The 24,847-nt window shown below is 47.6% G+C and carries 21 protein-coding genes and 1 riboswitch; of the genes, 14 read left to right on the top strand and 7 right to left on the bottom strand.

Features of this window, described 5'->3' with window-relative positions; all coding sequences use genetic code 11:
- Window positions 1-17: 17 nt before the first annotated feature.
- Complete coding sequence (locus ACWGOO_RS16425) at window positions 18-308, top strand: hypothetical protein (RefSeq protein WP_452485135.1); 291 nt, start codon at window positions 18-20, stop codon at window positions 306-308.
- A 311-nt stretch (window positions 309-619) separates the two neighbouring features.
- Window positions 620-934, top strand: coding sequence for a hypothetical protein (locus ACWGOO_RS16420; RefSeq protein WP_452485133.1), 315 nt, complete (start codon window positions 620-622; stop codon window positions 932-934).
- A 150-nt stretch (window positions 935-1,084) separates the two neighbouring features.
- On the opposite strand, the gene ACWGOO_RS16415 is transcribed toward ACWGOO_RS16420, so the two are convergent.
- The 3 genes from ACWGOO_RS16415 to ACWGOO_RS16405 form a co-directional block, all read right to left on the bottom strand.
- Window positions 1,085-1,939, bottom strand: a complete 855-nt coding sequence (locus tag ACWGOO_RS16415) for a 1,4-dihydroxy-6-naphthoate synthase (protein WP_452485132.1) — start codon at window positions 1,937-1,939, stop codon at window positions 1,085-1,087.
- Window positions 1,940-2,599 carry a futalosine hydrolase gene (locus tag ACWGOO_RS16410; protein WP_452485282.1) on the bottom strand — a complete coding sequence of 220 codons (660 nt, stop codon included), beginning with the start codon at window positions 2,597-2,599 and terminating at the stop codon, window positions 1,940-1,942.
- A 259-nt stretch (window positions 2,600-2,858) separates the two neighbouring features.
- Entirely contained in the window at window positions 2,859-3,104 is a 246-nt protein-coding gene (locus ACWGOO_RS16405; protein WP_452485130.1) for a hypothetical protein, read from the bottom strand.
- A 304-nt stretch (window positions 3,105-3,408) separates the two neighbouring features.
- On the opposite strand from ACWGOO_RS16405, the gene ppk1 reads away from it, so the two are divergent.
- Entirely contained in the window at window positions 3,409-5,523 is a 2,115-nt protein-coding gene (gene ppk1 / locus ACWGOO_RS16400) for a polyphosphate kinase 1 (protein ID WP_452485128.1), read from the top strand.
- On the opposite strand, the gene ACWGOO_RS16395 is transcribed toward ppk1, so the two are convergent.
- Window positions 5,483-7,030: a Ppx/GppA phosphatase family protein gene (locus ACWGOO_RS16395; RefSeq protein ID WP_452485126.1), complete on the bottom strand. Its 1,548-nt coding sequence runs from the start codon at window positions 7,028-7,030 to the stop codon at window positions 5,483-5,485. The two genes, ppk1 and ACWGOO_RS16395, sit on opposite strands and share 41 nt — an antisense overlap.
- A gap of 222 nt (window positions 7,031-7,252) precedes the next feature.
- Here ACWGOO_RS16395 and ACWGOO_RS16390 point away from each other — a divergent pair, with 222 nt between their 5' ends.
- Complete coding sequence (locus ACWGOO_RS16390) at window positions 7,253-7,909, top strand: YheC/YheD family protein (RefSeq protein ID WP_452485280.1); 657 nt, start codon at window positions 7,253-7,255, stop codon at window positions 7,907-7,909.
- 284 nt (window positions 7,910-8,193) lie between these two features.
- Window positions 8,194-8,337, top strand: coding sequence for a sporulation histidine kinase inhibitor Sda (gene sda / locus ACWGOO_RS16385; RefSeq protein WP_452485278.1), 144 nt, complete (start codon window positions 8,194-8,196; stop codon window positions 8,335-8,337).
- Window positions 8,338-8,496: 159 nt separating this feature from the next.
- On the opposite strand, the gene ACWGOO_RS16380 is transcribed toward sda, so the two are convergent.
- On the bottom strand, window positions 8,497-9,501 hold the full coding sequence (locus ACWGOO_RS16380) for an NAD(P)/FAD-dependent oxidoreductase (RefSeq protein ID WP_452485124.1): 1,005 nt from the start codon (window positions 9,499-9,501) through the stop codon (window positions 8,497-8,499).
- Window positions 9,502-9,744: 243 nt separating this feature from the next.
- Between ACWGOO_RS16380 and ACWGOO_RS16375 the strand changes: the two genes are divergently transcribed.
- The 4 genes from ACWGOO_RS16375 to ACWGOO_RS16360 all read left to right on the top strand — a co-directional run bounded on the left by ACWGOO_RS16375 (window position 9,745) and on the right by ACWGOO_RS16360 (window position 14,207).
- Window positions 9,745-10,935 carry an NAD(P)/FAD-dependent oxidoreductase gene (locus ACWGOO_RS16375; RefSeq protein ID WP_452485123.1) on the top strand — a complete coding sequence of 397 codons (1,191 nt, stop codon included), beginning with the start codon at window positions 9,745-9,747 and terminating at the stop codon, window positions 10,933-10,935.
- Window positions 10,936-11,108: 173 nt separating this feature from the next.
- Window positions 11,109-11,615 (top strand): MarR family winged helix-turn-helix transcriptional regulator, encoded by a 507-nt coding sequence (locus ACWGOO_RS16370; protein ID WP_452485121.1) that lies wholly within the window; start codon window positions 11,109-11,111, stop codon window positions 11,613-11,615.
- Between the two features lie 115 nt (window positions 11,616-11,730).
- Window positions 11,731-13,068: an HlyD family secretion protein gene (locus ACWGOO_RS16365; protein WP_452485119.1), complete on the top strand. Its 1,338-nt coding sequence runs from the start codon at window positions 11,731-11,733 to the stop codon at window positions 13,066-13,068.
- Entirely contained in the window at window positions 13,065-14,207 is a 1,143-nt protein-coding gene (locus ACWGOO_RS16360) for an ABC transporter permease (RefSeq protein WP_452485117.1), read from the top strand. Before ACWGOO_RS16365 ends, ACWGOO_RS16360 begins: the two co-directional genes overlap by 4 nt.
- A 179-nt stretch (window positions 14,208-14,386) precedes the next feature.
- Here ACWGOO_RS16360 and hemQ read toward each other — a convergent pair whose 3' ends face one another.
- Window positions 14,387-15,166, bottom strand: a complete 780-nt coding sequence (gene hemQ, locus ACWGOO_RS16355) for a hydrogen peroxide-dependent heme synthase (RefSeq protein WP_452485116.1) — start codon at window positions 15,164-15,166, stop codon at window positions 14,387-14,389.
- A gap of 340 nt (window positions 15,167-15,506) precedes the next feature.
- Here hemQ and ACWGOO_RS16350 point away from each other — a divergent pair, with 340 nt between their 5' ends.
- The 4 genes from ACWGOO_RS16350 (at window position 15,507) to uvrC (ending at window position 20,929) form a co-directional block, all read left to right on the top strand.
- The gene (locus ACWGOO_RS16350) at window positions 15,507-17,024 is read left to right on the top strand and encodes a DnaD domain protein (RefSeq protein WP_452485114.1); all 1,518 of its coding nucleotides are present in this window, start codon (window positions 15,507-15,509) and stop codon (window positions 17,022-17,024) included.
- Window positions 17,025-17,286: 262 nt separating this feature from the next.
- Window positions 17,287-18,240 (top strand): primosomal protein DnaI, encoded by a 954-nt coding sequence (gene dnaI / locus ACWGOO_RS16345; RefSeq protein ID WP_452485112.1) that lies wholly within the window; start codon window positions 17,287-17,289, stop codon window positions 18,238-18,240.
- A gap of 119 nt (window positions 18,241-18,359) precedes the next feature.
- Entirely contained in the window at window positions 18,360-18,677 is a 318-nt protein-coding gene (trxA, locus tag ACWGOO_RS16340) for a thioredoxin (RefSeq protein ID WP_010347861.1), read from the top strand.
- 161 nt (window positions 18,678-18,838) lie between these two features.
- A complete protein-coding gene (uvrC, locus tag ACWGOO_RS16335) occupies window positions 18,839-20,929 on the top strand; it encodes an excinuclease ABC subunit UvrC (RefSeq protein WP_452485109.1) in 2,091 nt (696 codons plus the stop codon).
- Here the strand turns inward: uvrC and ACWGOO_RS16330 are convergent.
- Complete coding sequence (locus tag ACWGOO_RS16330; RefSeq protein ID WP_452485107.1) at window positions 20,898-22,628, bottom strand: CPBP family intramembrane glutamic endopeptidase; 1,731 nt, start codon at window positions 22,626-22,628, stop codon at window positions 20,898-20,900. The genes uvrC and ACWGOO_RS16330 overlap by 32 nt on opposite strands.
- Window positions 22,629-22,880: 252 nt before the next feature.
- Window positions 22,881-23,029, top strand: a riboswitch (cyclic di-AMP (ydaO/yuaA leader).
- A gap of 463 nt (window positions 23,030-23,492) precedes the next feature.
- Between ACWGOO_RS16330 and ACWGOO_RS16325 the strand changes: the two genes are divergently transcribed.
- Window positions 23,493-24,833, top strand: a complete 1,341-nt coding sequence (locus ACWGOO_RS16325; protein WP_452485105.1) for a TrkH family potassium uptake protein — start codon at window positions 23,493-23,495, stop codon at window positions 24,831-24,833.
- The last annotated feature ends 14 nt before the right edge of the window (window positions 24,834-24,847 follow it).

The following is a 24,847-nucleotide window of genomic DNA, read 5'->3' as shown; positions in this document are numbered from 1 at the left end:
TCAGGGAGGTAACAGCATTGAGCGTCATTATTTCACAGCAGATTACAGCAACGGGCGTGAAGGAATATACGAAGGTGATCAAAACATTTGAATCCCATTTTACACCTTTGGTTGGACAGAAAATTAGGGATACGGCTTTTGGCGATATGCAATATTATGACGTCGAGGACGTGTTTATTGATCTAGCAGAAAACGAATATTGGGTGATTTTACCATCCGTTCTGCTGCATACCGATGATATCGAGGATGTACGGGATGCGGTGCGTGAGTATCGTTCACATGGTTGGGAATGTACAAAACCTTTGTAATTGCATACTGCATAAGCATCTATATGGAAACGTCTTTCTTTTGCGAGATAGGCGTTTTTTTGTGTATTTGCGTATAATCATTCCTAATAATTGGCATGAAAAGAAAGAATTAATGTTGAAAATGCGTGAATTGTATCATTTTTTATCATAAAACGACAAGTTGAGAAATGAAAACGGACTTAATGTGTTATACTTAGTATATCAAAGGACAAGAGTCTAAAACGACCGGTAAGGCCCTTTCTTTGAAGAGCCTCGTAAGGTTCAACGTTTATCCAAAATAAATGGTTAAAAGGAAAAGGGGAAATGCTAACGTGAGAGTGAATTTGAAATTTACGAACAAAGGGCAAGTTGCAGTCGAGAAGTTTAACAATGAGGAGCTTATCGAAATCTTTACCCGCTACATTAAAACGTTAAGCAAGAAGTATGATATCTCGGTTAACGTACCTGAAGATCTGAATGAGCAGATCTTGGCAGAGGGCACCGTAAAGGTCGTGTTGGATAAGATTAATTGTGATATGGACGCTTTTTTCAAAGAGCTGAGTCGGGATATTAAGGTACCACTGGTCAAAAGATTGGGTACCAAATTGGATAACGTGTTTAAGACCGAGGTCGTGGAACAGAACTAAGAATAGGATCAAGCGAGTCTGGATGATGATTCGCAAGATGAAATCATAAAACCTCCCGAATGGGGCGCATGGCTAGGCAATGTGCTCGCTCGGGAGGTTTTATATGTTTAAATTTGCTCATTCAGCAGGAAAACATGCAATGTAGGTTCATTAGCGGGTTGTGGTCGCAAGGCGTAGCTTTTCTAAATCAAAAGAAGGCACAAGCCCTTCCTGAGCAGCACGTCCGAGCAGTGCTTCGATGGCTGCATAACCGCTGTCGCCCAGATTGACGGTAAAGTCGTTCACGTACAGGTCGATATGCGATTGAACCACATCCGAAGATAGCTCCTGCGCATGGGATAATACATATTCGCGCGAAGCCTCAGGATGTTTCAAAGCATACTCGACAGAGGCGTGTATCCAGCCTGAGATCGCATCGAGGTCCAGAGAACGGCGGGCAATAATGGCTCCAAGCGGAATCGGGAGACCCGTATCTTCTTCCCACCAATTGCCCAAATCCACTTGCTTGCTGAGTCCGTAGGATGGATATGTGAAACGTGCCTCGTGAATGACCAGTCCGGCATCCATATGTCCGTCACGGACAGCGGGCATGATCTGGTCGAACGGCATCACGACAATTTCGCCGACCCCTCCCGGCACATGCTTGGCCGCCCATAGGCGGAATAGCAGATAGGCCGTGGAGCGTTCGCTCGGCACAGCTACACGCTTGCCGGACAGGGCTTTCGGCCCTTCCGTCGTGGGGCCTTCCTTGGTCAGCACGAGCGGCCCGCAGCCCCGACCCAGCGCGCCGCCGCAAGGCAGCAGGGCGTATTCATCCAGCACCCAGGGGAGTGCAGCATACGAAATTTTCATGATATCCAGTCCGTCTGGTGTTACCGCCAGGTTGTTGGTGATGTCGATATCGGCAAATGTGATGTCCAGCGCGGATGCGCCCGGAATTAATCCATGCGCTAAGGCATGGAAGACAAAGGTGTCGTTGGGACAAGGTGAAAAAGCAATTTGCATCTATATAACCTCCGTTAATGTAGAGAATGCCGCTTCCAATGTTTGCAAAGCCTCTTTGATCCGCCAGGCTGCGCGATCACGTGGACCCACTGCATTGGAAATCGTGCGGATTTCCAACACAGGCAGCTCCAGCCTGTTAGCCGCTACGGCTACCCCGTAGCCTTCCATCGCTTCGGCAGCAGCCCCGGGAACGCGCACAGCCAGTCGTTCTGCGGTTGCTGCCGTACCTGTCGCCGTCGTGACGGTCAGGATCGGCCCGGCGACGGCTGTCTGTCCGGCGGCACGCAGCGCCTGAACGAGCCGCTGCGTGGTTGCGCCGTTCACGGCGATTCGGCTGGAGCCGAAGCCCAGCTCGTCCACGCTGCTGAAGCCCTCCGCCGTCTCGGCCCCGAGGTCGGCGGCGATGATCGCGTCAGCGACGACGACGCTCTCCAGTGCGGCCACATCCACGAAGCCCCCGCCGATTCCGGTGCTGATGACCATGCGGTAGCCCCCGCCAGCCAGCGCCAGCGCGGTCGAAGCTGCTGCGGACGGAGCGCCCACACCAGCCAGCTCAACCGCAAAGCGGCTGTCGCCTTTCAGCCCGCGCAGCACGGCTTCCCGTTCGCCCTCAACCGCGGTCATGATCAGGATGCGTCCGTCTGATGTTGTATGCTCCATCGGTTGATACCCCTTTAAATTCAGTTCATATGCTACTTTATCATACTGCTTTTTGAAACGATGTTCAAAAAGCACGACAAAAAAAGCGCTCTGTGGCGCCTTTTGTATAAACCTGCAATATTTTCACAAACCGAAAGCCAGCAGTAAAGCTGCCTTAAAGAATAACGATTAGCCTATGGTAACAGTTCGATAACAATTATTGTCATGATAAAAAAGCATTCCTAATCTGGAAGGACAGCACGGGCATAGCATATAATAATTATATCGGCTGATCCTTGGTGATCAACTGAAACATCGTGATATTGCGGTCATAATGGCTTTGGGTTCCATCCTGATTGCGCACCCGAATCATCTCACTGCTGAACAATTCGATATATCCGCTGCCAATCTCGCAGTTTACGCCCGTCGGGTCCTCCTGCCAGACTGTAACGAGATGCTGAGACAGCGCCGCGGTGAAAAATTCGATGTTTTTTTGCAGTACGCGTGGCGTTTTCTTGGGTTCCATAACGTAAATCCTCCCTATATGATGCCATTTGAAAATGAAGTAATTGAGCGTGGCTGGTGTGTGGCAAGGAACAATGATAAATATAAAAAACGGTGAAAAAGCACGGTTCGACAATCTACCTCAATGAAACAGACGTAAACACTGTACCCTTTAATGCTATTTTTGTAAAGTATCCGATTGACCTTCTCAACATTAGGCTGCGTTTACACACATTTTACATTCAGTTTACACAGCTGTGATGCTAGTGCGTTTCATCTAATAGTACAATGAAGCATGACTATACTGCATGATTGATGGAGGCCATATGTTAATAGAGAGTCAGAATAAGGATAAAGATAAAGCCGGGTCAGAACGCTACTTAAATCGGGATTTAAGCTGGATTGAGTTTAACCGCCGTGTGCTTCAGGAAGCGCAGGATACAGATACACCGTTGCTGGAGAGAGCCAAATTTTTGGCGATTGTGTCCAGTAATCTGGATGAATTTATGGCCGTTCGGGTGGCAGAGACACGAGAGAAGATCAAGGCCGGTTTTATGCAAAAGGATTTCACCGGATATACCCCCTCCGGTTTATACAAACGGCTGATCAAGCGTACGGTCTCGATGGTATCGGAGCAGTATCGAACCTATCGCGAAATTTCTCGCCTGTTGACGAAAAAGGGGATTTTGCTGCTTGAATATGAGGGCTTGAATGCGACACAGCGCAAGTCGCTGGATACCTACTTTCATGAGATTATATTTCCGGTGCTGACGCCAATGGCGGTCGATCAGAGCCGTCCTTTTCCACTGGTTCACAATAAATACGTATATTTGGCAGTTGTATTGAGACGTCAAGGGGACACGGAGGAGGATAAGCCGTTTTTTGCCATCGTGCAGGTGCCTTCCAATATTCCGCGTGTCGTGTCTGTGCCGCTACGTTCCAATAGCAAGAAGAAATCATTCATTTTAATTGAAGAGCTGATCAAGCATCATATTCAAACGCTGTTCACGGGTTATGTGCCGAAATCGGTTCAAGCCTTTCGTGTCACGCGCAATTCCGATTTATCCATTAATGAAGAAGAAATTGAAGATTTGCTCGAAGAGATTGAAAAAGAGCTGCGTCGAAGAAGACGCGGTGCGCCGGTAAGGCTGGAAGTGGAAAAAGGGATTCATCCCTTTGCTCTGATGGAGCTTCAGCGCGAATTCAAGCTGTTCGATCATGTGTTTGAGATGGACGGGCCGCTGGATTTGACGTTTCTGTCGTCCTTTGCCGATCAACTGGAAGGGTATTCGCATTTGAAGTTTCCGTCGATTAAGCCGTTGTACCCGGAAGAGCTGCCTCCGCAGGAGGATATTTTCAACGTACTCCGCAAACGGGACGTGTTGGTGTACCATCCGTATGAATCGTTTGATGCGGTGACTGATTTTGTGATTGAAGCGTCCGAGGACCCGGATGTGATGGCGATCAAAATGACTTTATACCGTGTCAACGGAGAATCCAAGCTGATCCCGGCATTAGCTCGTGCGGCTGAATCGGGCAAGCAGGTAACGGTGGTCGTGGAGCTGAAAGCCCGCTTTGACGAGGAACGTAATATTGCCTGGGCACGCAAGCTTGAAAAAGCAGGCTGTCATGTGGTGTACGGGCTGGTCGGCTTGAAAACGCATGCCAAAATTATTCTCGTGGTGCGTCACGAGCGCAACGCGCTCAAGCGCTACGTGCATGTGGGCACAGGCAATTACAATGAAAGCACAGCACGGGTGTATACGGATATCGGTTTGTTCACGTCCGACCCGGTGCTTGGCGAGGATGCTTCGGAGCTGTTTAATGAAATCACGGGCTTTTCCGCGCTTAAGACCTTGCAGGCTTTCACGATGGCTCCAACAGGGATGAAGAATAAGCTGTTCGAGCTGATCCGCAGGGAAGCAGAGCAAGCTTTGGCAGGCAAGCCCGCCCGCATTATTGCCAAAATCAACTCCTTATCCAGTCAGGAGATGATTGATGAACTATATGCAGCATCTCAGGCGGGTGTGAAGATTGATCTGATCATTAGAGGGGTCTGCTGCTTGCGTCCCGGTGTGGAAGGATTCAGCGAGAATATCAGTGTCATCAGTATTGTGGATCGCTTTCTGGAGCATTCCAGGCTGTTCTATTTTGAAAATGCAGGGGCTTCGGAGTTGTTCCTGTCCAGCGCGGACTGGATGACTCGCAACCTGACACGTCGGATTGAACTGATGTGCCCGATTTATGATGACCGAATCAAGGGGATGCTGTCGGATATTTTGCATTTGTCCCTGAGGGATAATGTGAAGGCGCGGCAGCTTCTGTCTAACGGCAGCTATCAGTTTGTGGCCAGAAACGACGAAGAGGCCCCTATGCGGAGCCAATTCGAAGCTATGAAGGTTAGAAATTGGAAGAAGGAAGAATGGACCACGACAACGTAAAATTCCATGCTTTTTGAAAATTTTTGGCGACGGCCTCCAGCTCCCGCTGTTCCAGAATCGGTTCACTGGTGCTTTCCAGACGAAGATGTAGCGCATCGTCACCTGTGGTGGGATGGATGCTGGTGATGATGCCGGATTCGCTCCGGTCCATGCCAATCGCGAGCTGGAGCAGAGAACCTAGTCGATGTACACGCTCCTCGTCAGAGGCCTCCAGAATGTCGGCATGGGTGCGCAACAGGCGAGGCGTCCGATTCTTGGGATGGTAGTCCGCGATCAGCGCGGCCAGTACCGTTTCACGGTGGGACAGACCGCCGATGCCCGCATGTAGGATCCAGAACACGGAATGCTGGCGAAAATGGTAGTAATTTAAGGCTGCTCCGGTTTTGTACAGCGTTGCGGCGGTCAGCAGCAAACGTTTGTCCATCGCTGAGGACGACACGTCAGCCCATACGTCAACAAGTTCGTCATAGAGTCGCACAGCGTACTCGTTAACCCGCTTGACGTGTGCTTCGCTAACCGGGACAGCGAATGAAAGTATATTGCGGATAGAAGCGATGAGTGGATTGTCGACCACAGGCTGTTCGGAATTGACCAGTTCATGAAACAAACCGTCACGCAAGCCCGCTCCGCTGACCAAATAGGTGGAGCCTTGAGCGGCCTCGAATATCGTTTTCAATATAATTAGCCCCGGTACAATAATGTCGGCTCTGTCTTTGGACAGACCGGCTGTTTTTTTGCGTTTTTCATAGGGAAGATGGGGCAGACTGACATAAAAATAATTGACATCTTCTGCCCTCATTTCGTAATGGTGCGTCACGGGCAACGAGTAATCCCGCCGCTTCTGATTGATTTTAGCCAAGGTACGCAAGGTACCGCCCAGACCGATGAACGGCAGGCCCGGATTGGAAAAGATCCAATCATGGTTTTGCAGCGAAGAACGAACGAAGCTCTCCATCTCCTCAATCTGCTGAGTGGACCATTCACCGTTCCTGGCTTCCCGACCAAATCGCCAATTCATGTTGACCGCGCCAAAAGGAAACGATACGGTATGAAGCCGCTGCCGCTCGCGGAACAGCGTAATTTCGGTGCTGCCGCCCCCAATATCTATAATAATCCCATTGCTCACATTCATTGTATTTACCACGCCCAGAAAGCCCGCATAGCCCTCCTGCTCTCCGCTCAGTATTTCCAGCGTTAAACCCGTTTCCTCTGCGATCCATTGAACGATCTCATCTGAATTCGCCGCATTGCGGATGGCGGCTGTAGCTGCTGCCCGCATACGAATGACCCCTTGCATACGGCATACTGCCATAAATTGATTCAGCAATGGAGCAATGCTACGAATGGCCTCTCGTTCCATACGACCATTCGCCCCAACCTTCTCGCTCAGTCGTGCGGCTTCCTTGCATTCCTGCACAATCCGGTAGGCGCCTGTCTCTGTCATTTCATAGATGACTAGACGAATGGAGTTTGATCCAATGTCCATGATGCCGATTTTGCTGTTCATGGTATGACCTCCTTGTCGAAAAAAAACGATTTGCCCGTAAATTTCGCTGCTACGTGCAAATGGTAGTCAGATTATTGTCATTGTACCAGTGATATCAGGTGCACGCTACCGCTGACAGGGATCTTGTCGAAATGGACTTGGGCCTTGGACTATTATCCAAGAATAGCCGATTGCTGTTGAGTATGTATAAGTATACCTGACGGCGAAAGGAGAAAGAGTATGATGAGACAACTTGCAAGCAAATGGTTAAAGACGAAGGCGCTGCTCCACCATCCACATATCGCCGTTTATATACCGGAAACCAGTCTATATCATGAGGAACAGTTGCATATGATGCTAAGACGATATGCTTTTGTATTCATAAAGCCCGTAAAGGGCGGCGGTGGAATCGGAGTCATGCGTGTGGCTAGGGGGCGCAGGGAATACACCTGCACACTCATGAAACGCACATACCGGTTCAGCAGCTTTCGAGCGCTTGCTGTCGGAATCGGAAAGCTCCGGCTTCAGCGTCCGTATTTGATTCAGAAGGGTATTTTGTTGGCTACTATTCAGGGTAGACCTGTGGACTATCGGGTAAAAGTGGTGAAGGTGGGCCAGAAATGGGCTTTCCGGTCGGTGGTCGCACGTCATGCTCATCCCGGGCTGGTCATTACGAACCTGTGCAGAGGAGGAACTCTGATGAAGGGAATGGATGCACTTCGTAAGATTTATCCCCGCCGGGTGGCTACCCGAAAGCGACGTGAAATCGTTAATCTTACACAGCGGTGTATTCCTGTACTGGAGAAAAGATTTCCGGGGATTGGACAATTGGGATTTGATTATGGACTTGATCCGAATGGACGGATATGGATTTTGGAGGTAAACACGAGGCCCCAATAATCCTTGATATTCTTAAATTAACTCCCAAAAAATTCAATTTAGTAGATTGTAAATATAATAGATATGTGTATACTATAAAATTTTTTTTATTTTATTTACAAGCTTCAAAATCCTGTGTATAAGTTTTGTCCACATTATCCCCTATCACATATATGGCTTTACGACACTTACCAACAATTTATACACAGGATTTCCACAACATGCTGTGGATAACAGAACGCTTGTTCCGTTTTTGGTATTTTGATAGAATAGAATTTGAAATAAAAGGAAAGGTTGTGTCGAGGATGGCTATACTGACGGATGAAATGCTTTTAGATTCCTATCAGATGGCAATCGAGCTTAAACTTGAATGTGACTTCATTGCACTGTTGCTGGCTGAGATTCACAAAAGAAACTTAGAGTTGAATACAGCCGTAGTCCTTCATTAGACCGGACAAGCTCTCATTACTGCGACTGTAAAGTCATTCAGGATTCGAATTGACTTTATGGACAATCTACAACGGAAAGGCACACCGTAGAAGAGGGTATCTCACTCCAATAATCAAATTTGGAGTAAAATACCCTTTTTTGTCATAGTCTAGAATAGACTACAGTTTCATGTTACTACTGTGACCCGGGGACAGCTTGGCGTCCGGATCAACATAAACCTTGGCGTTGTTGACGGCCGTAGGCGCTTCACCGAAGCCGACAGCAATCAGCTTGAGCTTGCCCGGATAGGTCGTAATGTCCCCTGCGGCGAAAATGCCGGGAATATTCGTTTCCTGACGGGAATCGACCACGATGGAGTTACTTTCGATTTCAATTCCCCATTCGGCAATCGGGCCGAGAGTGGATACAAATCCAAAGTTAACGATGACATCGTCCACTTCGATTTCCTGAGTTTCTTTGGTTTTTACATGAGCAAGGGTAACCTTCGTAATCGAGTCTTCCCCGTGCAGCTCTGTAATTTCAGTCGGTGTAACGACGTTTACTTTGGAAGCGAGGAGGTTTTCTACACTGTGTTCATGCGCACGGAACTTGTCGCGGCGGTGAATCAATGTAACCTGTTCTGCAATCGGTTCCAGCATGAGTGCCCAGTCTACCGCAGAGTCGCCGCCGCCGCTGATCAGCACTTTCCGGCCTGCAAATCTGCTAAGGTCGCTGACAAAGTAATGCAGGTTCGTTTTTTCAAAACGATCTGCGCCCGGCAGTTCCAGTCTGCGCGGCTCGAAAGCACCCACGCCAGCGGTAATGATGACCGCTTTTCCGTGATACTCGCCGCCTTTATCTGTTTTGACGATGAAGTGGCGTTCTTCCTTTTTCTCTAATGATACGACCTTCTCTTCTAACTGTACTTCTGGATTAAAGTGGTTCATCTGCTGAACCAGATTGTTGACCAGTTCCTGTGCAGTCACTTTAGGAAAGCCAGCGACGTCATAAATATATTTTTCAGGATAAAGGGCTGCAAGCTGGCCCCCGAGTTGGGGCATACTTTCAATTAAGGTGACGGATGCCTGACGCATTCCCCCGTAGAAAGCAGCGAAAATACCGGCTGGACCGCCTCCGATGATCATCAGATCGCGGAGTTCCGCACCTGTGGATTGAGCTGTCACTCTAAAAACACCTCCGAAAGGGATAGTATGGATAATGGATATTGAATGTAGAATCAGCCGCATAGTGGTTAAGAAAGCCGCCGAACGCATGATTCACTGTTTATCATTATAAACTGCCGGGTTCCGCTTGGAAAGTTTAAGTGATTAATATTTGATGAAGGTTATCGGGCGTGTATAAATTAGTCATGTTGAGAGCAAAGCTGTGAATAATCACTGATTACGTAAACCGGAAGGGGTAGAAGCATGAGCAGAATTCCCAAAATTGTCATTGTGGGAGCCGGGTATGGCGGTATTTTGACGGCTCAGCAATTGCAAAAGGAGCTCAAGCACAACGAGGCGGATGTCACGCTGGTTAACCGCCATGATTACCACTATATAACAACGCATCTCCACATGCCTGCGGCAGGTACGGATACAATTGAGCATTCACGGATTCCAATTTCGCAGTTGATCGATGAGTTCAAGGTGGATCTAATCAAAGGGACGGTTAAGGAAATTATACCGAAGGAGAAAAAAATCGTGCTGGAGGATGGATCGCTATCCTACGATTATCTGGTAATCGGATTGGGCGGGGAACCGGAAACCTTCGGTATTCAGGGTATGGATAAGTTCGCGCTTACAATTCGAAGCATTAACTCGGTCCGCTTGATCCGTGAGCATATCGAATACCAGCTTGCTTTGTATAAGAATGACGGGAACCCCGGACGGCTGAATTTTGTAGTCGGAGGTGCGGGCTTTAGCGGCATTGAGTTCGTGGCGGAGCTGGCGGATCGTCTGGCACATTTGGCGAGAGCCTATGATATTGATTTTAACCGGATTCAAATTATTAACGTCGAGGCGGCTCCTACGGCATTGCCGGGCTTCGATCCGGAGCTGGTAGAATACGCGATGGATGTCCTTAAGCGCAAGGGCGTTACCTTCCGCATCGGTGTTCCCATTAAGGAATGCCTTGAGGATGGCGTCATCGTCGGTGAGGGTGAGAAAATCGAAGCTTGCACGGTCGTGTGGACTGGAGGTATTCGGGGTAACGGTCTGATCGAGAAGGCCGGATTTGAAGTGATGCGCGGACGTGTGAAGATCGACGATTTTCTGCGTGCACCGGGTCATGACGACATTTTCATTATCGGGGACAGTTCTTTAATGTTTAATCCCGAAGGACGCCCGTATCCGCCGACCGCCCAAATTGCGATGCAGCAAGGGGTACTCTGTGCGAAGAATTTGGCAGCTACGCTTCGGAAAAAGGAGCTGCACAAGTTCGTATTTTCCAATAAAGGAACAGTTGCTTCTCTTGGAAAAGGCGAGGCTGTCGCGGTCGTGGGCAATCGCAAAATAAAGGGCTGGATTGCAGCACAGTTGAAAAAAATCGTAGATATCCGCTATCTGTTCATCATTGGCGGGATTCCGCTGGTGCTGAAAAAAGGACGGTTTTTCTAAACTTGAGCATGACATAAAAAAATCCTGTGCGATCTACGGAGGCTTGACGGATGCGCAGGATTTTTTTACGTTAGCCGAGCGACTTTTTAATAAAGTACCCCCAGAAAGGGTATTGACACATAACTATACGACGACGTATAGTATGAATACTAATTACAGAGGGGGCCTTTACGTTGTATTCTGATTTTAACATCAAGGCTGATCCCAAGAAGATAAATTTATGGGCAGAAAAATTTCCGAATGTGGACCCCCAATGTTTGAGTACGTTAGTGCTTTTCGTGCAGACAGCTCATGAAGTATACAATGGTGCGTCCTCCAGATTGTCCAAATATGGATTATCTGTTGGAAATCTGAAAATTTTAATTCAGCTGTTTCTGTATGACCGTGCGTTGACTCCATCCGAACTGGCCGAATATTCAGGAGTAACGCGTTCAACGGTAACCAGCGTAATCGACAAGCTGGAGCGTGACGGCATCATCCGGAGAAGTGCGCTTGCGGACCGTCGTATGACTGCGATCTCCTTAACTGAGAAAGGAAAGCAGTTAATGACGGAAACAATTCCGCTGTTCATTCAGCTGTTTTCGGATTTATTGAATGAATTTACGAAGGAAGATCATGTTCACTTCGCTGGGCTGCTACAGAAGCTTTCCACAGGTCTTGAGCGGATAAAACGGGAATAATACCTTTCCCGAGGCCGATAGTTAGACATCTTACTATCAGGTTCCGTACTTGTTTTTTAAACAATCATTTTCTGCTTATTATTGGCTAAACCATCATGAAGGAGAGTTTGTTTCAATGAATAAAAAGATCATCGTGTACGTACTACTTGTTGCCGCGTTAGGTACTGGAGGTACACTGATGGCAATGAGCGGCAAGGATGCTGTGAGTATGGCTGCCACACAAAAAAACACGCTGCTTACGTCAGATACCGTAAATGCTGCTTTTCAGGGCGTAGGTGGAAGAGTAAACACCATTGAGGTCAAAGAAGAACAAGAAGTAAAAAAAGGCGATGTTCTCATGACCCTCGATCCTGTAGATCTTGATCTGCAAATTGAGAAATTAAAAACAGATATCGCACAGGCTGATGTGAAAATAAAACAGGCTAAAGATGGACTGCAAAACCAGTCGGAAAAAATTTCGACTTCAGAAATACAGGGGCAACTCGATATTCAGGCTGCGCAAGCGGGAGAATCCCTGTTGAACCAAGGCACACGTGCGGAGGATATCCAAAAGCAAAAGCTGGCTATTGAAGCGGCGAAGCAATCGTTGGACGCTTCTCTGACAGGAGTGGAGACAGCTAAAAGAAATGCAGAAATCGCACAAAAAACAGTGACCTCCAGGCAACAGGCGCTTGAATTGGCTAAAGTCAATTACAACCGTATCAAAGCTCTGTACGATGCCGGAGCTGGAACCAAGGCGGAGTTGGATAACACCAAAAATCAACTGGATACAGCCCAAATTGCGTTGGATACAGCCCGGGATCAGGTGGAGATTGCCAATAATCAGATTACTGCGACCAGCAAGCAATCCGATATTGCTAAAAATAGTATCGCTCAGCAGCAAACCGCTCTGGAAAAAATGGAGGCAGGTGCAACCGCAGAGGAACGCGAACAGGCCCGCATCAAAACAGAAAAGGCCAAGGAAGCACTAACCCAGACCTCTCAAACACGTAAAGATGTTAAAAATAGTGAATACAATGTGGATCTTCTGGCTCAACAAAAGCAGGCATTAACCGTTCAGCTCAAATCTCTGGAATTGCAGCGTGGACGTATGGTGCTGAAAGCATCTACAGACGGCAAGGTGTCACGTATTATACCGAAGATGGGAGAAATCGTGGCGACGGGTGCAACGGGTGTCGTTATTGAAACCAAGCAGCTATACTATGATATTTATGTGGACGAGGATTCCGTGTCACAGTTTAAAGCAGGAGGTAATGTAACTTCCCACGTTGTAGCTGTAGACAAAGATATCCAGGGGAAAGTGAGGTACGTCACTTCTGCTCCACAGTATACCAACATGAGAATGAGCCGGGATAAAGGTCTGTCGGATATAAGCTCCTTCCAGGTGCGTGTAGATGTTCAGCGAACACCTGAACTGCTTCCTGGAATGACGGTAGAGGTTGTGACGAAATGAAGGCGTTCATAGAAGAATGGAAGCTATTGATCAGTGGCAAAACGGTTTTCATGATGCTGCTCGTTCCTATCGTAGTAGCCGTAATCTTCGGATTTGTATTTAAAAATAACCAGCTTAACGATGCCCCTGTAGCTGTAGTGGATTTAGACCATAGCAGCTACAGCCGACAGCTTATTAATAAGCTGGATGCTTCGCAGTATATTGATGTACGCTATGTGCAAGAGAATGATACCGACCCGAATTTACTTTTATATAATGAAAAGTTTCTTGCAGTTATTTATCTTCCAGCGGGGCTGGAGGAGAACAGACTCAAGGGAGTGCAGAGTAACATTGGCTTTTATGTAGATAACACGCTCGGGCAAGCTACAGGGAATCTACGTTCGGCGGTGACTGAAATCATTGCTACGGAAAATGCGATGCTGGCTGGTGGCGGGCTTAAATCTATGGGGATGAGCGATAGTCAGGTAACAGGGCTTACCTCTAATATGCTGCTCCAGCAGCGGCTATTGTATAATCCTACCAACGTTACCCTGATGACCTCGGTTATCGGGTTCATGAATACAGTTATGGTTTCGCTGATTGGTGGTGCTGCGCTGACGATTGTGCCTCGCTTACGGGAGGAAGGAAGATTAAAAGGTGAGTTACAGCATTCGTACGGCCTGATTCTGAGAGTGATACCGTATGCGCTAGTAGGATGCGTATCCTTTTTTCTGTCCATTGGTTTGCTCAAGCAGATCGGCGGACTCCGTTTTGAAGCAAATGTATGGCAGATGAGTATTCCGTTTCTACTGTACACGATTACGTTGAGCTTGCTTGCAATGGCTTTGGGATGGAATGGGGAGAATCCGGGAAAAGCTTCTCCACGTCTCATGCTGATTATACTGCCTTCGTTTTTACTGAGTGGCGCTCAATTGCCGGTAGCTATGCTACCCCCATCGTTGCAGTATGTAAGTAACATTCTTCCATTGACCTGGCATTTCAAGTTTTTGAGAGGGATGGGATTCAAGGGCGGAAGCTTGAAGTATTTCATTCCTGAGCTTGGAGGATTTTTGATCCTGTTAAGTGCTTTGTTGCTTCTGATCTTTATTCTGATTACATTGGAAAAAAGAAAGCTGGCAAAAATGAGGACGCTGCTGTAGTCGTTGAACCTGTGTTACACTAATATACAAGAATATGGTTTTTTCAGGCGCCTGTGAGGGGGCCTTTTCTCATCTTGTGTGGCTTTGAAGCACTTAAAAAAGGATTCCGCAGTCCCTAAAGCGGGAGCTCACGAAATCCCTGGTCGTTTTATTTTAAAAGGGTCCTGGTGATTTACGTTTTACAGCTTTAACATGTCTTCAAATGTTTCTTCGTTCAACACGCTGCCGACATAGAAGGAGCCGAATTCACCGTAACGGGCACTAACTTCGTCAAAACGCATTTCGTAGATGAGCTTCTTGAATTGAAGGGCATCATCGGAGAACAGTGTTACGCCCCATTCCCAATCGTCAAAGCCAACGGAGCCGGAAATGATTTGCTTCACTTTGCCAGCGTAGCTGCGTCCGATCAAACCGTGGCTGCGCATCAGAGTGCGACGTTCATCCATTGAAAGCATGTACCAGTTATCATCCAGATCGCGTTTTTTGTTCATCGGATAGAAGCAAATATATCGAGCCTTGTTCAAAACAGGCTTCAGACGTGCCACAATTTGCGGATTTTGCATCGGATCTTCGTCCTTGCTCAAATAGTTGCTCAGTTCCACCACACTCACGTAAGAGTAGGTTTTAGTCGTATATTTGGCAAATGTTGTTTTGTTAAACTCATTTTCAAGTTTGTTGAGGTCTTCCAGCGTTTCGCGTAGATGTAACATAACAAAATCAGCCTTTTGCCCGATTACAGTATATACGGCAGAGCTACCCAGACCCGCCTCCTCAGTAACGCTCCATTCCTTCATAAACTCTTGAAGCTCGTCCAGCGCCCCGGCGCGTTCTTCATCGTCTGCTGTTTTCCATGCCGTCCAGTTGATGGATCGGAAATCGTGAAGTGCATACCAGCCTTCCAGCGTGGATGCTACTTCATTTGGCGTTGATGGGGGTTGTTGAGGTTGATGTTGGTTCACCATTGTCACTCCTTTGCAATCTGCAATAATCATCGGTATAACCGAATACGTGTACTACAATTGAAATTCAATAGGTCGTGCGTGTGGCTTAACCACTATATTGTAGCTCAAAGTGAAGTTTTTCTCCAATGAACGAAATGTGAAGAAGTATATTTTTTCTATGACGCAGATCACAATTCATAAGATAGTTAGTATTCGCGAAAAAAGAAGAATACGGACGAATGCGACTGCCAAAAAGGAGAACATTTGCCCTTATTTTGTTGGTCTCAGCAAGGGGCAAGTGTGATAGAATAGAAAAACATCTTGGAGACCGTTATGTCAGGAAAGGAAGAATGTTGGAATGCGGATGAAAAACCTGCTGCACTATACTGAGAACCACCGCTACTGCGTTTATCGGGAATTCGGCTTGAGCGCACTGGATGAATTGATGCTGGGAAGCGTCTATCAGCCGATGGTAGGAGCATTTGCGGTCAGCCTGTATCGGCTATTGTTCCAGCATGTTCCAGCCGGACAGATCGGTTATTCGCCGCTGGAGCAGCAGCGTCGTCTTTTTCTGACACTGGGGCTGGAGCCGAGTGAGAAGGGACGCAAGTATCTAATTGAACAGACCTCCAAGCTGGAGGCTGTCGGTCTGTTGCAGACGTCCAGGCTGTATGCACCGGAAACGGACGACTATATGTATGAATATGAGATGCAGCCACCGCTTGCGCCTGCTGATTTTTTCAGGACACAGCATCTTACTCTTTTGTTGAGAGACAAAATCGGCAAGTTTGCAGTGCTTTCTCTGCGAGAATCGCTGTGGAGCAGCGAATCTGCGGAATGGTCGCAATCTTCCTATAATAAAGAAAATATATCTATTCCGTTTTATGAGTTATTTGAGCTGAACACCCATGTCATTGATTACGAGTTGGAGCAGGCGCTATCCGAAGTGTCTTCGGGCCGTCACAATGGGGCTTTGGCCGCAGAGTCGGAGGAAGGACTGAATTATGCAGACATCATTCTCCGTTTTCCGCGTGAATCTGTTAATCGCAAGCATGTAGAGCGTCTGCGTTTTGAGCACGAGCAGCTAGGCATGGTCAATTACGTTGTTCGCAAATTTGACTTATCTGTACAGGACATCAGCCGCTTACTGGATGAGGATGGTATTTTTACCGAAGCGGGCGATTTGCTGCTAGACGAGCTTCAGCTTAGGGCCAGCCAGCATTCCAGACAGGATCGGAAGCGTCAGGAGGATCAGCAGGTGCAGGCCGCCAAAGTGGTTGCCTTGCGCCAGAGAGAAGCTGCCACTCCAGAAGAGCCGCCTGCGGAGCAGGCCGTGGAGATGGAATTCTATGTAGAGGTTCCACCACAGTTCACAGCCAAGTGTGACATTCACCAATATAATATGATGCTGCGCAATGAGCCTTATCGTCGTTTGTTGCAAACCTTTTTCCCCGGCACGGTTCCTGGTAACCTGCTGGATATATTCGAAAAGATTGATATCAGCTACAAGCTGCCTGGTGAAGTCATTAACGTACTTATCCATTATTTAATGTCCATGCTGGTATCAGGAAGCGATCAGCGGATCAACCGCAATTTTGTTGAGGCCATCGCTTCTAATATGCTGTTAAAGCAAGTGAGTACCTATGAAAAGGCCGTTCAATATATACGTGATCAAGCCAAGGTAAAAGGCAAGCAGTCGGCCGCTTCTCCTTCCGGAGGCCGTTCGCGTTCGTATGCCAAAAACAGCGGCCCATCCAAGCCATCCATTCCCATCGTACAGGATCACCCTGCCGAGGAGCCGGTAAGCGAGAAAGAACTGGATGAACTACTGCGCCTGGCCGAACGAATGCAATCGGGTAAACAGAAAAAGGTATAGATAGATTTTAAGGTGTTAAGCTTTTAAGGTTTAAAATGTTCAGCGAAGCCAATTCAAATATGTGTCGACCTTATGGTGGTCGGCAGCGGAGCGGGCAGAATTGTTCTGAAGAAGCGAAGCGTTTGCCTTTATCCCCGGATTTTAACCTTTAAATCCTTATTTCAATAGGAAAAATCCAGGGATAACAGCAATCGGAGGAACAATCTGCACGCGAAGCGTCTCCCCCCCATAAATCTGCACATTTTAGAAAGGAGGAGCGTTCTTGGAATCACTGGGCGATTTGCTACAGCAGATGCAGAACCCTTCGTTTCGCCAGCGCACGCGCAATGTGGCCGATCAGGTTCTCAATGATCCGCTGGTACAGGAGTTTTGCGCAGCGTATCCCGGTATTGACGAAACACAACTGCGATTAAACATGAGCATGCTTTTTCAGTATGCCCGGGATCGTCGAAATTGCGACAATTGTCCGGGGCTCGAACAGTGTCCTAACGATTTTCAAGGACATTTTTGCAAACTGGGCGTAGAATACCCGAATGGTACAGCCGAAATGGTAGACATCCGTACCCCTTGCGCCAAGCTGGTAGCTTCACAGCACGAACAGCGGGTGCGTCAGCGGATCAAAAGCTTTTATGTGGATGAACGTGCACTGTTGGAAGGCTATAATGCCCTTGAAATTGCACGTAAGGACGCACAACGTATGCCCGCAGTCACACAGCTATTCCGTTACATCGAAGAAACGAAAAGTCAGGGCCTATCCAAAAAAGGACTGTACCTGGAAGGTACGTTTGGTACGGGTAAAACCTTTTTAATGGGATATCTGCTGCATGAGCTGGCCCTGTCCGGGCTGAACGGTGTGATCGTGTATATGCCTGATTTTGTGGAGGACTTAAAGTCCATGATTCAGGAAGGGCAGAAGCTGAAGGAAACGACTGAAATGCTTAAAAATTGTGACCTGCTTGTATTTGACGACATTGGAGCCGAAAATTTGAGTCCATGGGTACGGGATCATGTGATGGGTTCGATTTTAAATTACCGAATGAACCGCAAACCTACCTTTTATACTTCGAATTACTCATTGCAGGGGCTGGAGAAGCATCTGAGCTTTACGAGCAAGGACGGTGAGGAATTGTACAAGGGGCAGCGTTTGATGGATCGGATTCGCCCTTTTGTAGACGTCATTACTGTCAAAGGGAAAAATCAGCGAGGATCATTGTAAATTAACTTGCCATTTTGATATCTTACAATTAAAAAACTATTGTGATATAATTAAAAGGTGTCAAAAAAGAAATTACAGGTTATAATAATCTTGACTTTTCTATAAAGGAGGAACATACAATGGCAATTGTTAACGTGTCCGACCAATCCTTCAACGCAGAAGTCGAAGGTACAGGAACCGTTTTGGTTGATTTTTGGGCGCCATGGTGCGGTCCTTGCAAAATGATCGCTCCTATTCTGGAGGATCTGTCCACAGAAGTTGGCGATAGCGTCAAAATCGCGAAAGTGAACGTGGATGAAAATCCAGAGTCTGCTTCCCGTTTCGGCGTTATGAGTATTCCTACCCTGATCGTCTTCAAAGACGGACAGCCCGTTGATAAAGTGGTGGGTCTGAACTCCAAAGAAGCGCTGAAAAGCATGCTTACCAAACACCAGTAATCATTGCATGTGACCCATGCTCCTATGGGGGCCTTGGGGAGCGGCTATGAACGGTCAATGCCTCCGGTTATAAATACCGGGGGCGTTTTTGTGTATTATTATTCCTGCACATTATATAGTAGTCGAGCAGTCATTTAAGAATGGAAGGAGGAACTGGGCGAATGGAATCTTATGCGGAGGACTTGCGGAATCAGGAAAAGGCGCTGGAGAACATACGGCACAAATTAGCGTTGCTGCCGGATGCATCGGGCTGTTACTTGATGAAGAACAGCGAGGGCACCATCATTTATGTCGGCAAGGCCAAAGTGCTGAAAAACCGTGTCCGTTCCTATTTTACAGGGAGCCATAACGGCAAGACGCAGCGACTGGTTTCCGACATCCGTGATTTTGAATATATCGTAACGGGCAGTAATATGGAGGCGCTCATTCTGGAGTGCAACCTGATTAAAAAGCATCAGCCGCGCTATAACGTGCTGTTGAAGGATGACAAAACCTTTCCGTATTTGAAAATTACGAACGAGGAGCACCCCAAGCTAGAGGTGACCCGGCGCGTTCTGAAAGATAAAGCAAAATATTTTGGCCCTTATCCCAATTCCTACGCGGCACATCAGACGAAGAAGCTGCTGGATCGTATGTACCCGTTACGCAAGTGCGGTGTGATGCCGAAGGAAGTGTGCCTTTATTATCATATGCATCAATGCCTGGGGCCTTGTGTGAAAGAGGTTGAGAAGGAAGCGTATGACCAGATTGGACAGGAGATCGGTTCCTTTTTGAGCGGTGGGCATGAGGAAATTAAAAAAGATCTTCAACGCAAAATGCAGGAGGCCGCAGAGGAACTGTACTTTGAGCGTGCCAAGGAGCTGCGCGACCAGATTATCAGCATTGACGTGATGATGGAAAAGCAGAAAATCACGACAGCCGACGCGAAGGACCGCGATGTATTCGGATTTTCGGTGGATAAGGGCTGGATGTGTGTGCAGATCCTATATGTTCGTAAAGGCAAAATGATCGAGCGGCATATGTCTACGTTTCCTTTTTACGGCGAGGCTTACAGCGATTTTATGTCCTATGTAACACAATATTATAGTGATAACCCGGCGGTGCCGCAGGAAATATTGCTACCGGATACACCGAAGCTGATGAAGCAGGCGGAACAGGGTGATGTCGGTCAATCCGCTGTGGCGGAAGTTGTTCCTCACCGTGCAACAACCGAGGGAATCGGACAGACCAGTAACGATGCTGCGCAAGAAGCAGGGGCAGTATCGGATGTGCAAAATGTAGAGCATTCGTCCGAGCGTCTCACTGATGTACTGCTGGTGGCAGAGGAGCGTGCTTCTTATGGAGAAGCAATGGACCGAGACCACACAGAAACCCAACTGTCGGGCGGGCTGGAGGAACCAGCTACGGCGGCTCTAGCTCTGGCTGAATGGCTGGATGTAAAGGTACTGGTGCCTCAGCGTGGACTGAAAAAGCAAATGACAGGTATGGCTACGGAAAATGCACGGGTCGCTTTGGATGAGAAGTTTAAGCTGATTGAACGGGATGAGGAACGGACTTCCAAGGCAGCAAGTAATCTGGGACGTGCAATTGGACTGGATAGCCTGCATCGGGTGGAGGCGTTTGATAACTCCAACATACAGGGCTCCGATCCAGTCTCAGCGATGATTGTGTTCATTGATGGCAAGCCTGCCAAGAAAGAATACCGTAAATATAAAATCCGTTCGGTGCAAGGGCCGGATGATTATGAAACGATGCGTGAGGTCATTCGGCGTCGATATGAACGTGTGCTTAAGGAAAACCTGGAGCGTCCGAACTTGATCGTCGTGGATGGTGGACGTGGACAGATTAAGGCTGCTGTGGATGTGCTGGAGAATGAGTTAGGTTTGTTCATTCCTGTGTGTGGTCTGGTGAAGGATGCCAAGCACAGAACCTCTCAACTACTGGTGGGGGATTCTCCCGAGGCCGTGACACTGGCCCGTAACAGTGAAGAATTTTACCTGCTGCAACGGATTCAAGATGAGGTCCACCGATTCGCCATTACATTCCATCGTGAGCAACGGGGCAAATCCATGGTAACCTCTCGTTTGGACTCGATTCCGGGAATTGGCGAGAAGCGGCGTAAGCTGCTGCTTAAGCATTTTGGCTCACTTAAAAAAATAAGAGAGGCCAGCGTCGAAGACTTCCGGCCTCTCTCTATCGGTGATAAGCTTGCGCGTCAGATTATAGCTGCCCTTCGGGAGGAGGAGTCGTAGAATACGGCTCTTCTTTTTTTATGGGCTCAAACATGACTCGATTGGGCTTCTTTGGACTAAACCAGTAAATGATGTAGCCCACGATGGCCGGTAGTACGATCCAGAACAAACCTGCGGTCAGGTTTACCGTATTTCCCAAACTCATCACGCTAAGACCCATCAAAATACTGTCAAAAATAACGTGGCTGAACATGGCGGCAATAAAGCCATAACGCAGGAACACAAAACTGAACAGCAATCCAAGGAAGGTCAGTTCGATTGGTCTGGAAAATACTGGGTATACAGGATACAGAGTATGCCCCAGTGCCCAAATCAGTGTGGTGATCAGACAGGCAACAAAAGTATTCCTCACCATCTTTTTCACCATCGGAATACCAAACAGACGGTATACGGCTTCCTCTCCAATACCTGCCATCCAGGCCATAATCGGCAGTAGCCATGGATAAGCCATGTTGTAAGGAGATTGTGTGGCATCGGTTGTGGAGAACGTATTAAACGTGCGCTCCAGTACAAAGAACAAAATGGATTGCACCCCAAGTAAAATAAATGCCCACAAGTAGCCCACATACATACTGCGAAGTACGTATAGCCCGTAGCCTGGCTCTTTGGCGCGTGGCCATGCATTCAGTCCAATCTTGCGCATCAGCCCGTCACCGCCGACCAAGGAGAAGTAGAGCGATACGGCCATGACGAAAGTAATAACCATTTGCATAACCATGAGAAAAACAAGCATGCCCCGTCTACCTGCTTCGGCTTGCAGTATAGGTAGCATGTTTAATGTCCCAGCTATGCTGGCAATAAAATATACAACAGAAAGAACAATGCCACGTACAAAGGAAGTGTGACGTCGTGTGAGTGAAGCGTATACGATGGCAAGTATGCCTAACGCCAAGCTAAATAAAGCATAGCCTGCATAGGTCATCCAATTAGCCCAGAACGTTTGTTTTTTAACATAATCCGTATAGGATGGTGGGGCAGAAAAGCTTTGTGTAAACGAGCGCACATCCCCGTCTTCAAACGTAAACGCGAGCGTAAGCACCGAGGAGCCGATTTTCTTATCGTCCACGGTATACTTCAACCCACCCTCGCCTTCAGCGGTCGCGAGCTTCAAGTCCGACGGTTTAAAGCCAAAGCGTTTTACCCAGATTCCTGCTGCCTGTTTCTTCGCTTCCAGCGTCATGTCTCCCTCGGCTGCACGTATAAGCCTGCTGCGTTCCTCCTCATCCGTAGAAACATCAGCTTGTGTGTAACTGGTGCTGGAGGTGATTCGTTTAAAGCTAACAACTTTGCCTGTGGACAAATCCACATGAATTTGCAGTTTATTTTTGGAAGAAGGTTCTGGCAAGTCAACCCGGAAGGTCTCGTAAGGATAACTTTTTTTCCATGTACGGTCATACTGTTGAAGCAGCTTTTCCCTGGATAAATAACCATACAGATCCGTTTCAGCCTGATAGGTCACAATAGGCTTTTCAGGCTGCGATTCGGTATACCCCAGCTTGGAGCGGGCAAAGTCCAGCGCGTGTAAGACAGCTTCCTGCTTGCTGATGACCTTGGCGCTCGTCAGTGCCTCCGGATTCGGATTACTCAACGAGGGAATAAGCAATTGAAAGACAAAAAAGCAAATCAGGCCAATCCCGCCCAGCAAGCCTAATCTTTTGAAGTTGGCCGTGAGCACGACCGGTTTCCCGATAGGATTCATGAGTTTCCTCCTTAATCTGTAAATAAGAACATCCATTAAAGATATCATACTGCACAGGTTCTCGCCAACAGACCTACGATATTCATGAAAATGGAGTGAAAGCACTTTAAAGTTTCAATAAAATAAGATAAGCTGCGATTAAAGGAGTCCTATTCTCCAATTACCACTAATTTAAGACGAAACCGGCTTTGTGCTCTGTATATAGAAGGATTATAATCTTGAGGCAATGGATATGAAATACATAGGTAACGATATACATTTGAGCCGAATTTCTTAGGAAAATGGGGGAACTATGTTACTGGGGTGGATGTTACAGCCGGTCTTGGACTGGAAGTGTGAATAGGGCATACTGTGCAGCCCGAATCCGCCAGCTAACCTTTTAGGCTGTGAGCAGGAACCCAGTCAGGCATTCGGTTTTCCGGTGTCTTTTTTTGTGCGATTAAAACGTTGCTGAGTTAAGTCCGCTTCGCGCTCCATTTGATCTTCCGATCGCTGTTGTCACTGAGTTTTATTGGATTAGATAAACCCTGTTAAGGTTAAAATTCAGAGACAAAGGCGAGCGCTACCGCTTCTCCAGATTCAAATGGAACGCTGCGCTGCTTCCTTTGCGGATACTTTTCTGTTTGCTAAAAAAACGGACTAAAGAAACTGAAAAGAGATTGGTGATTTTATGAGCTGGTAGTAGCGGAGGGGGCAGAATTGTTCTGAAGAAGCGCCAGCGTTTGCCTTTACCACCGGATTTTAACCATTAAAAGGGCTTATAAAATCAGAAAAAAATCCGGGGGTAACAGCAATCGGAAGAACAATCTGCACCCGGAGCGTCTCCATGTTCATAATTCACCAAGTAGGAGCAGTGATAAATAGATGAATCCCCATGCAAGATGGCTTCGGCTTTCTCCACCGCAGATATTCGTTGCGGGCTTTGCCATTATCATTCTTATCGGTAGCTTGTTGTTAATGCTGCCGATTTCCAATACAGCGGGGAAGCCGCTTGCATTTATAGATGCTTTGTTTACAGCTGCCTCCGCAACCTGTGTGACAGGTCTTGTCGTTAAGGATACCGGCACCTTCTTTACCACCTTTGGTCAGGTGGTTATCGCTGCGCTGATCCAGATTGGCGGTCTCGGCTTTATGACGATGGCTACTTTGATTGCGCTGGTGTTCAAGCGTCGTATTTCCTTGCGGGAGCGCCTGATTTTGCAGGAAGCGATGAATCAGACTTCTGTTGAGGGAATTGTCGGATTGATTCGTAGGGTGTTGCTGTACTCGCTAATTATTGAGGGCGTGTGCGCCACGATATTCGCGATTCGCTGGTCCTTTGATATGCCTGTAAGCAGGGCGATTTATTTTGGAATCTGGCATGCGATTTCCATGTTTAACAATGCAGGCTTTGATTTATTTGGTCACTTTCGCAGCCTGACAGGTTATGTGTATGATCCGATTGTTAATTTTACAGCTATGTTTCTGATTATTTCGGGTGGCATTGGCTTTGTCGTGATGTCGGACCTGACTGAATATCGCAAGCGCAAGAGACTGTCCTTGCAAACCAAGGTGGTACTCAGTATGACGGCTGCTCTGATTGTAGTCGGCACGCTCGTCATCTTTGTATTCGAGTTTACCAATCCGAAGACATTGGGCCCGCTGGATTGGGGTGGAAAGCTGCTGGGATCTTTATTCCAGTCCGTATCACCGCGCACCGCAGGTGCCAATACGTTAGATATCGCTGGCTTGCGACAGGCCACGCAGTTTTTCATCGTTATATTGATGTTTATTGGTGCCTCTCCTGGCTCTACTGGGGGCGGGATTAAGACGACAACGTTCGCGCTGCTCATTGGAGCCGTGATTTCGATGCTGCGGGGTCGGGAGGATATTGTGCTGTTCAAATATCGGCTTGCGCAGGGGCGAATTTACAAGGCTTTGACCATTACACTGCTGGGGCTGCTGTTTGTGATTGGCGTGACGATGATTTTGTCGGCAACCGAAGATCATCATTTTCTGATGATATTGTTCGAGACGGTGTCTGCATTTGGGACGGTGGGATTGTCCATGGGGCTTACACCTGATTTGACAGTTATAGGCAAGCTGGTCATTACCCTGACGATGTTTGCGGGCAGATTAGGTCCGCTCACGCTCGCTTATGCAATGACTCCGAAAAAGGGTAAGGAATTATATCGTCATCCGGAAGGCAAAATGATTATAGGATAAGGGAGTTTTCGAGT

This window comes from Paenibacillus sp. NPDC055715 (genome assembly GCF_053617595.1).
This window is presented reverse-complemented; position numbering and strand designations above follow the sequence as displayed.

Bases quoted from the DNA above. Each gene is read 5' to 3' on its own strand.
- ACWGOO_RS16415 (WP_452485132.1), bottom strand. From the start codon at position 1,939: ATGCAAATTGCTTTTTCACCTTGTCCCAACGACACCTTTGTCTTCCAT.
- ACWGOO_RS16410 (WP_452485282.1), bottom strand. From the start codon at position 2,599: ATGGAGCATACAACATCAGACGGACGCATCCTGATCATGACCGCGGTT.
- ACWGOO_RS16405 (WP_452485130.1), bottom strand. From the start codon at position 3,104: ATGGAACCCAAGAAAACGCCACGCGTACTGCAAAAAAACATCGAATTT.
- ppk1 (WP_452485128.1), top strand. From the start codon at position 3,409: ATGTTAATAGAGAGTCAGAATAAGGATAAAGATAAAGCCGGGTCAGAA.
- ACWGOO_RS16395 (WP_452485126.1), bottom strand. From the start codon at position 7,030: ATGAACAGCAAAATCGGCATCATGGACATTGGATCAAACTCCATTCGT.
- ACWGOO_RS16390 (WP_452485280.1), top strand. From the start codon at position 7,253: ATGAGACAACTTGCAAGCAAATGGTTAAAGACGAAGGCGCTGCTCCAC.
- sda (WP_452485278.1), top strand. From the start codon at position 8,194: ATGGCTATACTGACGGATGAAATGCTTTTAGATTCCTATCAGATGGCA.
- ACWGOO_RS16375 (WP_452485123.1), top strand. From the start codon at position 9,745: ATGAGCAGAATTCCCAAAATTGTCATTGTGGGAGCCGGGTATGGCGGT.
- ACWGOO_RS16365 (WP_452485119.1), top strand. From the start codon at position 11,731: ATGAATAAAAAGATCATCGTGTACGTACTACTTGTTGCCGCGTTAGGT.
- ACWGOO_RS16360 (WP_452485117.1), top strand. From the start codon at position 13,065: ATGAAGGCGTTCATAGAAGAATGGAAGCTATTGATCAGTGGCAAAACG.
- ACWGOO_RS16350 (WP_452485114.1), top strand. From the start codon at position 15,507: ATGCGGATGAAAAACCTGCTGCACTATACTGAGAACCACCGCTACTGC.
- trxA (WP_010347861.1), top strand. From the start codon at position 18,360: ATGGCAATTGTTAACGTGTCCGACCAATCCTTCAACGCAGAAGTCGAA.
- uvrC (WP_452485109.1), top strand. From the start codon at position 18,839: ATGGAATCTTATGCGGAGGACTTGCGGAATCAGGAAAAGGCGCTGGAG.
- ACWGOO_RS16330 (WP_452485107.1), bottom strand. From the start codon at position 22,628: ATGAATCCTATCGGGAAACCGGTCGTGCTCACGGCCAACTTCAAAAGA.
- ACWGOO_RS16325 (WP_452485105.1), top strand. From the start codon at position 23,493: ATGAATCCCCATGCAAGATGGCTTCGGCTTTCTCCACCGCAGATATTC.